Genomic DNA, 14,532 nt, shown 5'->3' on the forward strand with positions numbered 1-14,532 from the left:
CCGCCTACGTGTCCCCGAGGTTGGCGCGGGGTTCAATGCGCCGCGAGCGCCCGCAACAACGCCGGCACCTCGCCGCTGATCTCGCGCGCCAGATACCCCAGCGGCCCATGCCGCAGCGACAACTGCTCCCCGGCCATCGCATGCAAGGCCACGCCCCACGCGGCGGCCTGCTCCAACGCCGCCCCGCGCGCCGCCAGGCCCGCGATCAACCCCGCCAGCACATCGCCCGACCCCGAGATCGCCAACCCCGTATTACCCCCCTCATGACGCCACCACCTGCCGGAAGGGTCCGCGATGATCGTCACCGCCCCCTTGAGCGCCACCACCGCCCGCCAATTGCCCGCAGCCCCCTGCGCCGCCAGTTCCGGCCGCGCCGCGATATCCTCCTTTTCATCCCCCGTCAGCCCGGCCAGCTCACCCGCGTGTGGCGTCAGCAGCACCGGACTATCGAAGCGGAACCCGTCGCGCACCAGGCACATGGCGCCCGCATCCAATATCAGCGGCGCGTGCGCGCAATGCGGCAGCAACGCCCGCACCAGCGCCGCGCTGGCCGCCTCGTCCTGCATGCCCGGACCGATCAATACCGCGCTGGCGCGCTCGCACGCCTTGAACAAACTCGCGCATCCATCGGCCACCAGGCCGCCATCGGGCGTCTCGCCCAATCCGATCACACGCGCCTCGGGCAGCGCCACGCCGAGCTGCGGCGCCACGCTGGCCGCCGTGGCGATGGTCAATTTGCCCGCGCCCGCCCGCAGCGCGGCGGTCGCCGCCAGCAGCAAAGCCCCCGGCATCTCGCGCGAGCCGGCGACGATCAACACATGGCCGCGCACCTCCTTGTCGGCATCGGCACCCGGCATGGGCAGCTTCCAGTCCCGCAGCGACCCGGCTGTGATGGCAACTCCGGCGCTCATGATTTGGGCGCGGCCGGCATGTCCGGCTGGTGGGTGACCGGCGTGCCGGTTTCTTCCAGCGGCGCGACGAAGTTGGCCTGCACCAGCGCCAGCTTGCCGTGCTTGCCGGCCTTGGGGTCGTAGCGGTATTCGGTGATGCCGCAATTGGGCACGTCGCCCATGCGGTCGATCGCCAGGATGCCTTCCTCGTCGAGCCGCTCGAGCAGGTAGCGGAAGCAGTTGACGATCACCTGGTGCGCGACGATCAGCACCCGCTCGCCCCGGTATTCGCGGCTGATGGTGTCGAGCGTGCTGCGCAGGCGCAGGATGACGTCGCACCAGCTTTCGCCGCCCGGCGGCCGGAAATAGAATTTGCCCACGTGCTGGCGCTGCTCGGCCAGCTCCGGGTATTTGTCGCGGATGCCCAGCGGCGTGAGGCGGTCGAGGATGCCGAACTCCTTTTCGCGCAGGCGCTCGTCGGCCACCACGGTGCTCAGGTTCTCGCGCCCCAGCTGATCGAGCACCGCGCTGGCCGTCGCGCGCGCGCGGATGTACGGCGAGAACAGCACCACCGTCGGCCGGCCGTCCGGCCCGAGCGCGCGGAACCAGCCGCCCAGCGCCTGCGCCTGGCGTTCGCCCAGCTGCGACAACGGCACGTCGACGTCACGCTCGGCGATGTCGATCAGGAACTGCGATGCCGCTTCGGCGGCGTCGCGCGCGACGTTGCCGGCGCTTTGGCCGTGCCGCACCAGCCAGATTTGATCGGGCCATTTTTGTTCGCGCTCCATCACTTGCCTCCGTCGATATCGAGCTCGATCCACACCGGCGCGTGGTCGCTGGGTTTTTCCCGCCCGCGCACGTCGCGGTCGACGTCCGCCGCCTTCAGCGACGGCGCCAGGTCGGGACTGAGCAGCAGGTGGTCGATGCGCAGCCCGGCGTTGCGTCCATAGGCGTTGCGGAAGTAGTCCCAGAACGTGTAGATCGTCTCGCCCGGATGCATGGTGCGCAGCGCGTCGGTCCAGCCCTGCGCCAGCAGCCGGTGGAAGGCTTCGCGCACCTCGGGCCGGAACAGCGCGTCGTCGACCCAGCGTTCCGGCTTGTAGACATCGAGCTCGGTGGGCATGACGTTGAAGTCGCCCGCGATCACCGTCGGCGCGCCGCTGTCGAGCAGGCGCGCCGAGTGCGTGATCAGCCGCTCGAACCATTTCAGCTTGTAGTCGAACTTGGGTCCGGGGGCGGGATTGCCGTTGGGGAGGTACAGGCCGGCGATCAGCACGCCGTTGACGACCGCTTCGATGTAGCGGCTTTGTTCGTCGTCCGGATCGCCCGGCAGGCCGCGCCCGACTTCGATCGGCGCCACGCCGCGCGCCAGGATGGCGACGCCGTTCCAGCTTTTCTGGCCGTGCCAGATGGCCTGGTAGCCGGCTTCGTTGATCGCCGCCTCGGGGAATTTTTCCTGCGGCGCTTTGAGCTCCTGCAGGCAGACGGCGTCCGGCTGCGTTTCGTGCAGCCATTGGAGCAGGGCGGGCAGGCGGCTGCCGATGCCGTTGACGTTGAAGGTGGCGATGCGCATGGATCTCCTTGTGTTTTGTGGGCTACTCGTCGTGGAGGACGGTGATCTGGCCGTTCGCCTCCAGGAATATGCATTTCATTTTATCCTGCGCGCAGTTGGCCTCGCGCAGCGCCTGGTCGACGTCGCCCTTGGCCACGTGGTTGCGGCGCATCGCGTCCTGGAACACCTGGCCGTCGCGTCCCAGCAGCACCGCCTCGCCGTCGATGATGGCGGCGATCTTTTCGCTGCGCGAGGTGGCGAGCGCGATCGCCACATTCAGCACGATCAGTGTCAGCGCCAGGATCAATGCGCCGGGGATCGAGTCGTCGCCGCCGGACAGCGACGACGATACCGCCTCGCTCAGCAGCATCACCACCAGCAGGTCGAACGGCGTGAACTGGCCCACCGTGCGCTTGCCGGAAAAGCGCATCATGACCAGCAAGGCGATATACACGATACTCGCGCGCAAGACGAATTCCCACCACGGCAATTCCATGTCGAACATGCTTTTCTCCCGTACGATTTTCGGCCGCTTCGTTCCGGCGATTTCATTGCATTATATGCAGCACGCCGCAGCCATGGCGCCCTGGTGCTGAGTCAAATCGCGGCGGCGGTGAGGCAGCGCACATAGGGTGGGGTGCCGAACCCATAAGCTGTGAGCATGCCCGATTGGATCGATTTCTTGCAGTGGCCAGCGATGGCGGTGACGGTGCTCGCCGCGTGGCTGGTCGCGTCCACCCAACACACCCGACGCAAGGTCGGGTTCTGGTGTTTTCTTGCCAGCAATGTGCTGTGGGTGTTGTGGGGCTTGCACGACGGGGCGTACGCGCTGATCGCGCTTCAACTATGCCTGGTCGCCACCAATATTCGCGGCGCCTTCAAGAACGAGGACCAGCCTTCCGAGGAACAATAGGCGCGGCCGCAAGGGGCCGCGCAGGCGCTCGCGCTACTTGGCGGCGGTCGCCAGCGGCTTGCCCTTGTCGACCACGAACACGCCCACCAGCTTGAGCGTGCCGGGACCGGCGTTGACGGCGTCGTGCACGGTGCCGGCCGGGATGATGTACGACTCGCCGGCCCTGATGCGGCGCGGGTCTTCGCCGTCGACGATCAAATCCGCTTCGCCCTCCATCACATAACCGATTTCATCGCCCGGGTGCGAATGGCGCCCGGCCGTCGCGCCCTTGTCCAGCTCCACGCGGGCGACGACGGCCTCGCGTCCCGGCACCGAGACGTCGCCTTTTTGAATCACCGTGCGGCGGATGGCCGACGATTGCGCCAGCGCGGTCGCCGTCACGGCGCTGGCGGCCAGCAGCAATATCGGCAGGATCTTCGGGTAGGGGCGGGGAAGCGGCGGCTGTCTCATGGCGTATCCTTTCTGTGATGGATTGAACCTCGGAGCGCGGGAGCGCCGTTCGATTCTACGCCTGTCCGCGCCGCCCCAGCCAATAGGCGTCGGCCACCGACCCGATCCAGCACAACAGGATCACCAGCGAGGCGGCGTTGGTGGCCGGATTGTCAACGCCGGAAGCGTGGACGCGCGCGATGATGTCGAACGGATCGATGGCCAGCTTGCCGCTGTTGATCTCGTCGACCAGGGTAGCGGCCAATTCCAGCGTGGTGCGCAGCAGGAAGCCGATCGCCAGCAGCGCCGGCACGATGAACAGGCAGCCGCGCAGCGGCCTTTTCAGCACCAGATGGCCGAGGCCGGGAAAGATCAGCGCCGACACCAGGGCCGCCTTGGTAGTGGATTTCATCATGCGTGCGTGGTTCCGTTCCTTGTGGCTGTTGTTTATTGGTAGGGCTGGCGCCAAGTTGAGACAACGCAAGATTGCGTGGGAGTACGAGGCGTAGATTACAGCATGTTACCTGCGGGGGAAAATCATGCGCGCCATATTCGGAATCGTCACATTGCTAAGCTGTCTATCGGTCAACGTCGCCGCCAACGCCGAGCCCGGCGAGAAGGATGCCATCGCGCTGGCCGAGAAGGGCGCGCTGTTCATCAAAACCTACGGCAAAGCGGAGATGATCGCCCGCATCAACCGCAAGGACCCGCTGTTCAACCAGGGCGCGCTCTATCTGGCGATGCGCGACATGCGCGGCATCACCATCGCCCATCCCACCACGGCGTTGATCGGCAAGGATTTCCTCGACGTGCCGGACGCCGACGGCAAGGCCTTCCGCCACGAGATGGTGGCCGTGGCCAAGGGCAGCGGCAAAGGGTGGGTCGATTACAAATTCCGCAATCCCGCAACCGGCAAGGTCGCACCCAAGAGCACCTACGTGCTGCGGGTGGACGACGTGGCGCTGGAAGCGGGCATCTACAAACACTGACCGGTCAATGTCATGCTTAGCAAACTTCGTATAGGTCCCAAACTGTTGTTGGCGCCAGGTGTGGTGCTGATCTTGTTGATTTGCCTGTCGGCCGGGGCCTACCTCGGCATGGTGCGGCAAAACGCCTCGCTCGAAAACATGGTGCAGCAGCGCGCGGTGCGCCTGAAGGCGACCGCCGACCTGGTGGCCGGCGCCAACCGCGCGCACACTGAAATCTACCAGCTGCTCACATGGATCAACGCCAGCTTCGCGCCGCCGCGCATCGACGCGCTGGTGCGCGACATCCACACCCGCCACGCGGCGCTGGACCGCCAGTTCGCGCAGCTGGAGATGGTGACCCAATCGAGTCCGGCCGAGCGCCGTTTCGTGGTGCAATCGCAGGCCGCGCATGCCCAGTATGTGAAGGCCATCGCCGATGTGATCGAGCTGGGAATGGCCGATCATTCGATGGCCGCCAACGCCATGTTCAAGGCCGAGCGGGCGTTCGACGTGGTGTCGCAGCGGCTCGACGAGCTGTCCAGGCTCGAACAGTCGCTCAGCGAGCGCGCCTTCACGGAGGCGGAAGCGGAGTTCACCAGCGTGTCGGTCTGGATGCCGATCATGGTAGCGATATCAATTATCTTGTCGCTATTGGTGACGATGGCGGTGCGTAACGCGTTGCTGAAGGAGGTGCGCGAGATCGGCGCGGCGGCGATCGATCTGGCCGAGGGCAACCTGACGGTCAAGAACCGGGTCTACGGCAGGGACGAGATCTCCGAGACCTCGCGCGCTCTCGACACCAGCATCCGCAACCTGAACACCACCCTCAAGACGATACTGGCGTCGGCCGAGTCGATGGACTCCGCTTCGCGCTCCGTGGTTCAAGGCAGCGTCGATCTGACCCAGCGCGCCGAAAGGCAGGCCAGCTCGCTGGGGGAGACCAGCGGCGCGATGCGTGAGCTCAGCTCCACGGTCGCGCAGACGGCGAACAACGCGCAACTGGCCAATCAGCTGGTGCGCTGCGCCACCAACTTCGCGGTGCGCGGCGGCAGCGTGGTGCAGCGGCTGGTGGTGACGATGGCGTCGATACGCGGCAGTTCGCGCAAGGTGGTGGACATCGTCGGCGTCATCGACGGGCTGGCGTTCCAGACCAATCTGGTGGCGCTGAACGCGGCGGTGGAGGCGGCGCGGGCCGGCGCCCAAGGCGAAGCGTTCGCCCAGGTGGCCAGCGAGGTGCTGACCCTGGCGCAGCGCTCGGCGACGGCGGCGCACGAGATCAAGGCCTTGATCGCGGAGTCGGTGGCCGAAATCGAGGGCGGCGCGCGCTCGGTGGAGGAGGCCGGCGACAGCATGGCGGAGATCGTGGCCTCGGTGCAGCAGGTGGGCGACATCATCGGCCAGATCAGCGAGGCCAGCGCCGAACAGGCCCAGGGCTTGCAGGGCGCGCACATGGCGATCCTCGAGATGGACCAGGTGACGCAGCAGAATCTGGCGCTGGTGCGCCAGGCGGCGGCGGCTTCCACGGGCTTGCAGCGGCAGGCGCTCAATCTGTCGGAGGCGGTGGCGATGTTCAAGCTGGAGGAAGGGCAGGAGCCGAACGTCCCCCAGCAACCGGGCTCGCCGCGGGTAGTGCGCCTGCGGCTGGCGTCGATTAGGAATTGAGCGCACTCACAGGCCGGTGGCGGCTCACGGCGGATTACGCGCTGCGCGCTAATCCGCCCTACGTGTTTCATCTTCGTGCACGCGCTCCCGGCCGGTGCGCGTGCCGTCAATTACTCGTAGTCGCTCATCGGCGCGCAGCCGCAGAACAGGTTGCGGTCGCCGTAGACGTTGTCGGCGCGGCCGACCGGCGGCCAGTACTTCTGCTTGCGCAGCGACGGCACCGGATAGGCCGCCACTTCGCGGCTGTACTTATGCTCCCACTTGTCGGCGGTCAGCACCTCGGCGGTGTGCGGCGCGAACTTCAACGGATTATCCAGCTTGTCGAATTCGCCGCTCTCCACTTTGGCGATCTCGCCGCGGATGGCGATCATGGCGTCGATGAAGCGGTCCATCTCGGCCTTCGATTCGCTCTCGGTCGGCTCGATCATCAAGGTGCCGGGCACCGGGAAGCTCATGGTCGGCGCGTGGAAGCCGAAGTCCATCAGGCGCTTGGCGACGTCCTCGTTGCTGATGCCGGTCGCGTCCTGCAGCTGGCGCAGGTCGATGATGCACTCGTGCGCCACCAGGCCGTCGTGGCCCGAGTACAGCACCGGGTAGTGCGGCGACAGGCGGCGCGCGATGTAGTTGGCGCTCAGGATCGCGGTTTCGGTCGCGGCGGTCAGGCCTTCGGCGCCCATCATCGCGATGTACATCCACGAAATCGGCAGGATGCTGGCCGAGCCGTATGGCGCTGCGCTGACCGCGCCGATGCCGGCGTTGTCGCGGATATAGCCGTTCGAACGCTGGTTCGGCAGGAACTTGGCCAGGTGGGCGCCGACACCGATCGGGCCGACACCCGGACCGCCGCCGCCGTGCGGAATGCAGAAGGTCTTGTGCAGGTTCAGGTGCGAGACGTCGCCGCCGAACGCGCCCGGGGCGGCCACGCCGACCAGCGCATTCATGTTGGCGCCGTCGATGTAGACCTGGCCGCCGTGCGAATGGATGATCTCGCACAGCTCCTGGATGCCTTCCTCGAACACGCCGTGGGTCGAAGGGTAGGTCACCATGACGGCGGCCAGGTTCTTCGAGTGCAGTTCGGCCTTGGCCTTCAAATCGGCCAGGTCGACGTTGCCGTTGGCGTCGCAGGCGGTGACCACCACCTGCATGCCGACCATGTTGGCCGATGCCGGGTTGGTGCCGTGCGCCGACGACGGGATCAGGCAGATGTTGCGATGGCCTTCGCCACGCGACTGGTGGTAGGCCTGGATCACCAGCAGGCCGGCGTATTCGCCCTGCGAGCCGGCGTTGGGTTGCAGCGAGATGGCGGCATAGCCGGTCACCGCACACAGCATCTCTTCCAGCTGCGCGATCATTTCGCGGTAGCCGATGGTCTGGCTGTCCGGCGCGAACGGGTGGATGTTGGAGAACTCGGGCCAGGTGACCGGGATCATCTCGGACGTCGCGTTCAGCTTCATGGTGCACGAACCCAGCGGGATCATGGTGCGGTCCAGCGCCAGGTCCTTGTCCGCCAGGCTGCGCAGGTAGCGCAGCATCTCGGTTTCGGAGTGGTAGCGGTTGAACACCGGGTGCGTCAGGTAGGCGCTCGAACGGGCCAGCGACGCCGGGAACGATTCGGCGACGGCCGCTTCGACGGTGTCGAAGGCCGGGCCGTGGGCCGGGCCGCCGACCGGATGGGCGAACACGGTCCACAGCAGGGCGATGTCTTCGCGCGTGGTGGTCTCGTCGAGCGAGACGCCGACGTGCGAGGCGTCGATCACGCGCAGGTTGACGCCGTGCGAGTGGGCCGACGCGTGCAGCTGCTCGGCGTTGGGGACGGCGACGGTCAGCGTGTCGAAGAAGGTGTCGTTGGTGACGGTGTAGCCGAGCGTCTTCAGGTTGGACGCCAGCACGCCGGTGTAGCGGTGCACGCGCCGGGCGATCTGCAGCAGGCCTTTCGGGCCGTGGTAGACGGCGTACATCGACGCCATCACCGCCAGCAGCACCTGCGCGGTGCAGATGTTGGAGGTGGCTTTTTCGCGGCGGATGTGCTGCTCGCGGGTTTGCAGCGCCAGGCGGTAGGCCTTGTTGCCTTGTGCGTCGATGGTGACGCCGACCAGGCGGCCGGACATGCTGCGTTTGAATTCGTCGCGGGTCGACAGGTAACCGGCGTGCGGGCCGCCGAATCCCAGCGGCACGCCGAAGCGCTGGCTGTTGCCGACGACGACGTCCGCGCCCCATTCGCCCGGTGGCGTGAGCATGGTCAGCGCCAGCAGGTCGGCGGCGACGACCACCATCGTGCCCTTGGCCTTGACCGCCTCGACGCCGGCCTTGTAGTCGCGCACCACGCCGTTGACGCCGGGGTATTGCAGCAACACGCCGAACGCGTCGCCGATGCCGGACAGTTCGGCCGGGTGGAAGCCCTTGACTTCGATGCCCAGCGGCTTGGCGCGGGTCTCGACCACTTCGCGCGTTTGCGGCAGCACGTCATCGGCGACGTAGAACACGTTCGACTTGGACTTGCCCACGCGCTGGATCAGCGTCATCGCTTCGGCGGCGGCGGTGCCCTCGTCGAGCATCGAGGCGTTGGCGATGCCCATGCCGGTCAGGTCGGTGACGGTCTGCTGGAAGTTCAGGATCGCTTCCAGGCGGCCTTGCGAGATCTCCGGCTGATACGGCGTGTACGCGGTGTACCAGGCCGGGTTTTCGAAGATGTTACGCAGCACCACGCCCGGAGTCAGCGTGTTGTAGTAGCCCTGGCCGATCATCGACTTCAGGACCTTGTTCTTGCCGGCGATTTTTTTCAGCTTGTTCAGCGCTTCCTGCTCCGGCATCGGCTGCGTGTACGCGCCCAGCGGCAAGGTGGCCTTGTTGCGGATGTTGGCAGGGACGATGGTGTCGATCAGGGCGGCGCGCGAGGCGTAGCCCAGGACCGCCAGCATGGCTTCCTGTTCTGCGGCGTCGGGGCCGATATGGCGTGCGATGAAGGCGTCGCGGGCTTCGAGTTGGGTCAGGCTGGAGCGGGTCATGATTTGTCAGGGCCAAAAGAGATGCGAAGTGCCGGCGCGGCGCGCGGGCAAGGGAGGCAAAACGAGCAAGCAGGCAAACTAGCGCGGGGCCGGCGCCAGGCCGGCCCCTGTCGAACCGTTATTACGCTTCGGTGGTCTTGCCGTAGGCGGCGGCGTCCAGCAGGCCGTCGATGGCGCTGGCGTCGGCCGGCTTGATCTTGAACAGCCAGGCGGCGTAGGCGTCGGTGTTGATCGATTCCGGGGCGCTGGCCACGTCTTCGTTGACGGCGATGACTTCGCCCGACACCGGCGCGTAGATGTCGCTGGCCGCCTTGACCGATTCCACCACGGCGGCGTCGTCGCCGGCGGTGTAGCTCTTGCCGACCTTCGGCAGTTCGACGAAGACGATGTCGCCCAGCGCGTCTTGCGCGTACTCGGTGATGCCGACGGTGACGGTGCCGTCAGCCTCGGCGCGTACCCATTCGTGGGATTCGGTGTACTTCAGGTCTGCAGGAATATTCATGTAAGGCTCCAGAGGGTAGGGGGGCTAATTCGGGTGGCTAAAACAATCAAACAGCAAGGATTTTACCGTTACGGACGAAAGGCAGCTTGACCACCGAGGCGGCCAGCTTCTTGTCGCGGATCTCCACGTGCACGGTGTCGCCGGCGGCCACGCCGTTGGGTACGCGCGCCAGCGCGATGGCCTGCTGCATGGTCGGGCTGAAGGTGCCGCTGGTGATCTCGCCGACGGCGTCGGTGCCGGCCACGATGACTTTCTGGTGGGCGCGCAGCACGCCGCCTTTTTCGCGCAGGATCAGGCCGACGAACTGGGCGTTCTGGCCCATCGCCTGCAAGGCCGCCTTGCCGATGAAATCGCGCTCCGACACCAGGTCGATGGTCCAGGCCAGGCCGGCGTCGAGCGGGTTGACGGTTTCGTCCATGTCCTGGCCGTACAGGTTCATGCCCGCTTCCAGGCGCAGCGTGTCGCGCGCCCCCAGGCCGGCGGGCTTGACGCCGGCGGCGGCCAGCGCGTTCCACAGCTTCTCGGCCTGGTCGGCGGCGACGCCGATCTCGAAGCCGTCTTCGCCGGTGTAGCCGGTGCGGGCGATCATCGCCTCGCCGAAGGCGGCGCTGTGCGCGAAGGCGACGTTGAACGGTTTCATGTCGGCGGTGCCGGCCTTCGATTCTGGAATGACTTCCCACACCTTGGCGCGGGCGTTCGGTCCTTGCACGGCGATCAGCGCCATGGCGCTAGCGCGGTCGCCATCCCTGCGCTGGGTGATCGTCACGCCGCCGTTGGTGGCGGTGTTCTGCGCCTGCATCCAGGCCACGTCTTTTTCGGCGGTGCCGGCGTTGACGACCAGGCGGAACCAGCTTTCGTCGATGAAGTAGACGATCAAGTCGTCGATGACGAAGCCCTGCGGGTTGAGCATGCACGAGTACAGCGCCTTGCCCGACACCTGCAGCTTGTCGACGTTGTTGGCCAGCAGGCCGCGCAGGAAGGCGCGCACGTCGGCACCCTTGATGTCGACCACGCACATGTGGGCGACGTCGAACATGCCGACGTCGGTGCGCACGGCGTTGTGTTCTTCGATCTGCGATCCGTAGTTGACGGGCATGTCCCAACCGCCGAAATCGACCATCTTGGCGCCGGCGGCGCGGTGTGCGTTATTGAGTGGGGTGGCTTTGAGCGTCATGATTCCTCGGTCCAAATCGAAAAGGGGTTAACAGAACATACAAGGAACGGCTAAAAAGCTGTTTCCGCAATGATCGCAGACCCCTCTGTCCTTGGTACCTGAGAGATTACGGGCGAGCCATCCAGCCGGACTCGGTTCCCGTGCGCCCCTTCGGTGGGCCGCCGGCGTATGCCGCGGCCGCTCTCCAGAGTTGGACCAGTTGGCATCCCGCCGTGATCAAAAATCAAACGGCGGCCGCGTTGGTCCCTTGATCGGTCCTTTTGCCTGAGAGTTTTTGGGTAGTGCCCCTTCGGCGGCCGCGTTGGCCAATTGGCCCGCAACCCTCTCCCGATCAAGACTCGGGAATATATGTCAGAAGGGCTTGAATGTCAATCTTGCGGGCAAGGCCGAATCAGGGCCGCGCACGAATGGCGAACAATAAAAACGCCATATAAACAACTATTTGCTAGAATAAATCACACCTATTCGAGAGCCCACCCATGAGCCAAGATCAAAATTCCTACGAGGGCCACGCGTGGTTCACCCTGTCTGGCGACGTCAATAGTGACATGGTGCGCCGTGTCTTCGACGCCGTTGCCGATATGACGGAGGACCGCATCACCACCGCCCATATCCTGATCCAGTCCAACGGCGGCTATGTCAGCGACGGCATCTGCCTGTACAACTACCTGAGCAAGCTGCCGATCAAGATCGTCACCTACAACGCCGGCGCCGTGGCGTCGATCGCGGTGATCCTGTTCCTGTCCGGCGAGGAGCGTTATGCCAGCGACACGGCGCGTTTCATGGTGCATAAATCGCACGCCAGCGCCCCCCACGGCGCCCGGCCGGACGCGCTGCGCATCATCGTCGAAGGCTTGCAGGCCGACGACGCCCGCACCGAGCAGATCCTGCGCGACCATGTGCAGCTGACCGAGGAGCACTGGCGGACGCATGCGTATTCCGACCTGCACCTGACGGCGGCCGAGGGTGTGGCGGTGGGAATGGTCAACGCGGTGAAGGACTTCGTGCCGCCGCGCGGACAGCGCGTGGCCAATATTTGAGTGCAAGTTCGGATTGCAAGTTCGGATTGCAAGCCCGGATCGCAAGCCGAAAACGGAGCGGCGCCAGGGAGGCGCCGCCGATGCCGCTAATTATGGTGCAGCCTGATTAGCGGTTTTTGTTGCCCGTCTGTTTGTTGCCGTCATTTTTGTGGCTTTGCCGGCCGGCTTCCACATGTTGCTCATGTGTGCCGCCCTGGGTGCCGGAGCGCGAGCCGCTGGAAGAACCCTGGTCGCCCGATTGCTTGCTGCTGCCCTGATTGGAGCCTTGCTTGCTGCTGCCGCCTTTTTGATTCGAGTTCATTTTAATTCCTTTGTGAAAGTGAAAGAACGTACTCGCCAAAAGCGCGCCGTGCCTACTGGAAGGACTGGCGACGGTACGCGTTTCTGGTAGGGCAATGATGCGTTTTCGCTCAGGCACTTGCTATCGGAGTGCGTCTTGGGGCACTGTAGGAGCATGCCTCGCACTCGACCTTAAAACTCTTCCCACTCCACTTCATTGCTGAGTTTGCCGGATGCTTTGCCGAGCCCGCTTGTGGAGCCGGCGCGGCCGGCCTGGCTGGTCTTGGCGCGCGCCTCGGCGCCTGCATTGGCGCTGTTGGCCGGGCCGGTATTGGCGCTCGGGCGGCGTGGGGCGTCCCCGCGCCGGTCCGGCGACGGCAGCGCCGGCTTGATCCGATCGCGCCGGGTGCTGGACGGCAAGGGCGGCATTTCCTGGTCGCCCGGGATATTCGCCGCGCCCGTCATGCCGGCGGCGGCGCCCAACGAAGGCTGCGTTCCTGCGTCGCGGTACGCGCCGTCGTGTACGGCGAACGCGCCGATCGCCTCGTTCAGCTTGCCTGTTTCATCGCGCATCGACGACGCGGCCGCCGCCGCCTGCTCGACCAGCGCGGCGTTTTGCTGGGTCGCCTGATCCATCGCCGCGATCGCCTGATTGACCTGCTCCAGGCCGGCGGTCTGCTCGGCGCTGGCGTCGGCGATTTCTCCGATCAGTCCGGTTACCCGCTGGACGCTGCCCACCACCTCGTCCATTGTCAGGCGCGCCTGGTCGGCCAGTTGCGTGCCGCGCACGACCTTGTCGACCGAGTCGTCGATCAGGCTCTTGATCTCCTTGGCCGCCGCCGCGCTGCGCTGGGCCAGGTTGCGCACCTCGGAGGCGACCACGGCGAAGCCACGGCCTTGCTCGCCGGCCCGCGCCGCCTCCACCGCCGCGTTCAGCGCCAGGATGTTGGTCTGGAACGCTATGCCGTCGATGACGCCGATGATTTCCGCGATTTTCTTCGAGCTGTCGTTGATCGACGCCATGGTGCCGACCACCTGCTCGACGTCGTTGCCGCCGCGCACCGCGACCGCCGACGCCGACACGGCCAGCTTGTTGGCCTGCACCGCGTGCTCGGCGTTTTGTTTGACGGTGGCCGTCAGCTGCTCCATCGACGAGGCGGTTTCCTCCAGCGAGGCGGCCTGTTGCTCGGTGCGGCTCGACAGGTCCAGATTGCCTTCGGCGATCTCGGCGGAGGCCTGGCCGATCGCCCGCGCGCCGCTTTGCACCTGGACGATCATCGTCGTCAGGCTATCGTTCATGTGCTGCATCGCTTGCAGCAGCTTGCCGGTTTCATTGTTGGAGCGCACCTCGATGCGGGTGCTCAGGTCGCCGTCGGCGATGCGCTGCGCCACCAGCATCACCTGCCGCAGCGGCGCCGAGATCGAACGCGCCAGCCACAGCGCCAGCAGCGCGCCGAAGCCGATCGCGGCGCCGAGCATGGCCAGCGTGGTGACGCGCGCGATCGTGTAGACCTGGCCGGCGCCGCGCGCCGCCTGCTGGCTACCCGACATATTGCTGGACAGTATTTTGTCGAGCTGGCCGTTGACCGCATCGAGGGCCGGCTGCGATGACCCTTTGAGGACGCCGACCGCCTCGTCCTTTTTGCCTTCGTTGGCCAGCGCCATCATTTTGTCGTGTTCGGCGAGGTAGGCGACGGCCATTCGTTGTAATTCGGTCGCCTCGGCCTTGACGTTTGCATCGTTGACCGTCCTGCCAAGCCGGTCGGCATTGTCACGGAACGCGGATAGTGCGAGACTTAGTTTTTGCTCGGAACCTTCGATACTGGCCTTGTCGCTGATAACCACGTGCTCCAGTTTGCGTAATTCCTGCAGATCGTTTTTCAGCGACAACGCGGCGATGGTCTGGGGCAGCCAACTGCCCGACAATTGCGTCGATGCCTGATTGATCTCGCCCATGCGCGAGAGCGAACTCAGGCCCAGCAGCACGGTCAGGACCAGTACGGTGGCAAAGGCGACCAGCAATTTGCTGGAGGTTTCCAGGTTATGCAGGAATTTCATGGGTGTCCTTGGTGAGGGAAGCGGCGGCGGGGGCGGGAACGCGGGGCGGACCAGATGATG

Annotated in this window: 15 protein-coding genes and 2 riboswitches; of the genes, 4 read left to right on the plus strand and 11 right to left on the minus strand. The window is 65.7% G+C overall.

The window, feature by feature from the left end:
* Positions 1 to 32: 32 nt before the first annotated feature.
* From AC07P1_RS29655 to AC07P1_RS29670, 4 genes are read right to left on the minus strand one after another with little or no spacing between them, the layout of a single operon-like run.
* Entirely contained in the window at positions 33 to 911 is an 879-nt protein-coding gene (locus tag AC07P1_RS29655) for an NAD(P)H-hydrate dehydratase (RefSeq protein WP_494699207.1), read from the minus strand.
* Positions 908 to 1,678, minus strand: coding sequence for a histidine phosphatase family protein (locus AC07P1_RS29660; protein WP_494699208.1), 771 nt, complete (start codon positions 1,676 to 1,678; stop codon positions 908 to 910). Before AC07P1_RS29660 ends, AC07P1_RS29655 begins: the two co-directional genes overlap by 4 nt.
* On the minus strand, positions 1,678 to 2,463 hold the full coding sequence (gene xth, locus AC07P1_RS29665) for an exodeoxyribonuclease III (RefSeq protein ID WP_494699209.1): 786 nt from the start codon (positions 2,461 to 2,463) through the stop codon (positions 1,678 to 1,680). Before xth ends, AC07P1_RS29660 begins: the two co-directional genes overlap by 1 nt.
* Positions 2,464 to 2,485: 22 nt before the next feature.
* The gene (locus tag AC07P1_RS29670; RefSeq protein WP_494699210.1) at positions 2,486 to 2,947 is read right to left on the minus strand and encodes a DUF421 domain-containing protein; all 462 of its coding nucleotides are present in this window, start codon (positions 2,945 to 2,947) and stop codon (positions 2,486 to 2,488) included.
* Between the two features lie 156 nt (positions 2,948 to 3,103).
* Here AC07P1_RS29670 and AC07P1_RS29675 point away from each other — a divergent pair, with 156 nt between their 5' ends.
* Complete coding sequence (locus AC07P1_RS29675; protein ID WP_494699211.1) at positions 3,104 to 3,355, plus strand: hypothetical protein; 252 nt, start codon at positions 3,104 to 3,106, stop codon at positions 3,353 to 3,355.
* Between the two features lie 33 nt (positions 3,356 to 3,388).
* On the opposite strand, the gene AC07P1_RS29680 is transcribed toward AC07P1_RS29675, so the two are convergent.
* Together AC07P1_RS29680 and AC07P1_RS29685 are read right to left on the minus strand one after the other, a co-directional pair.
* Positions 3,389 to 3,805: a cupin domain-containing protein gene (locus tag AC07P1_RS29680; RefSeq protein WP_494699212.1), complete on the minus strand. Its 417-nt coding sequence runs from the start codon at positions 3,803 to 3,805 to the stop codon at positions 3,389 to 3,391.
* A 55-nt stretch (positions 3,806 to 3,860) separates the two neighbouring features.
* Positions 3,861 to 4,199, minus strand: coding sequence for a DUF6677 family protein (locus AC07P1_RS29685; RefSeq protein WP_494699213.1), 339 nt, complete (start codon positions 4,197 to 4,199; stop codon positions 3,861 to 3,863).
* A gap of 124 nt (positions 4,200 to 4,323) precedes the next feature.
* On the opposite strand from AC07P1_RS29685, the gene AC07P1_RS29690 reads away from it, so the two are divergent.
* Positions 4,324 to 4,773, plus strand: coding sequence for a cache domain-containing protein (locus AC07P1_RS29690; protein ID WP_494699214.1), 450 nt, complete (start codon positions 4,324 to 4,326; stop codon positions 4,771 to 4,773).
* A 12-nt stretch (positions 4,774 to 4,785) separates the two neighbouring features.
* Entirely contained in the window at positions 4,786 to 6,414 is a 1,629-nt protein-coding gene (locus AC07P1_RS29695) for a methyl-accepting chemotaxis protein (RefSeq protein ID WP_494699215.1), read from the plus strand.
* Between the two features lie 110 nt (positions 6,415 to 6,524).
* On the opposite strand, the gene gcvP is transcribed toward AC07P1_RS29695, so the two are convergent.
* The 3 genes from gcvP to gcvT all read right to left on the minus strand — a co-directional run bounded on the left by gcvP (position 6,525) and on the right by gcvT (position 11,095).
* The gene (gcvP, locus tag AC07P1_RS29700) at positions 6,525 to 9,419 is read right to left on the minus strand and encodes an aminomethyl-transferring glycine dehydrogenase (RefSeq protein ID WP_494699216.1); all 2,895 of its coding nucleotides are present in this window, start codon (positions 9,417 to 9,419) and stop codon (positions 6,525 to 6,527) included.
* Between the two features lie 121 nt (positions 9,420 to 9,540).
* A complete protein-coding gene (gene gcvH / locus AC07P1_RS29705) occupies positions 9,541 to 9,921 on the minus strand; it encodes a glycine cleavage system protein GcvH (protein ID WP_315212774.1) in 381 nt (126 codons plus the stop codon).
* Positions 9,922 to 9,967: 46 nt separating this feature from the next.
* Positions 9,968 to 11,095 (minus strand): glycine cleavage system aminomethyltransferase GcvT, encoded by a 1,128-nt coding sequence (gene gcvT / locus AC07P1_RS29710; protein ID WP_494699217.1) that lies wholly within the window; start codon positions 11,093 to 11,095, stop codon positions 9,968 to 9,970.
* Between the two features lie 75 nt (positions 11,096 to 11,170).
* A riboswitch (glycine riboswitch) is annotated at positions 11,171 to 11,293 on the minus strand.
* A 44-nt stretch (positions 11,294 to 11,337) separates the two neighbouring features.
* A riboswitch (glycine riboswitch) is annotated at positions 11,338 to 11,435 on the minus strand.
* 139 nt (positions 11,436 to 11,574) lie between these two features.
* Here gcvT and AC07P1_RS29715 point away from each other — a divergent pair.
* Positions 11,575 to 12,135, plus strand: a complete 561-nt coding sequence (locus AC07P1_RS29715) for an ATP-dependent Clp protease proteolytic subunit (RefSeq protein ID WP_494699218.1) — start codon at positions 11,575 to 11,577, stop codon at positions 12,133 to 12,135.
* A 106-nt stretch (positions 12,136 to 12,241) separates the two neighbouring features.
* Here AC07P1_RS29715 and AC07P1_RS29720 read toward each other — a convergent pair whose 3' ends face one another.
* Positions 12,242 to 12,436, minus strand: coding sequence for a hypothetical protein (locus tag AC07P1_RS29720; protein WP_090313919.1), 195 nt, complete (start codon positions 12,434 to 12,436; stop codon positions 12,242 to 12,244).
* A 170-nt stretch (positions 12,437 to 12,606) separates the two neighbouring features.
* Entirely contained in the window at positions 12,607 to 14,472 is a 1,866-nt protein-coding gene (locus tag AC07P1_RS29725; RefSeq protein WP_494699219.1) for a methyl-accepting chemotaxis protein, read from the minus strand.
* Positions 14,473 to 14,532: the final 60 nt, after the last annotated feature.

It is taken from the genome of Duganella sp. GW821-FHT07F09, assembly GCF_059418705.1.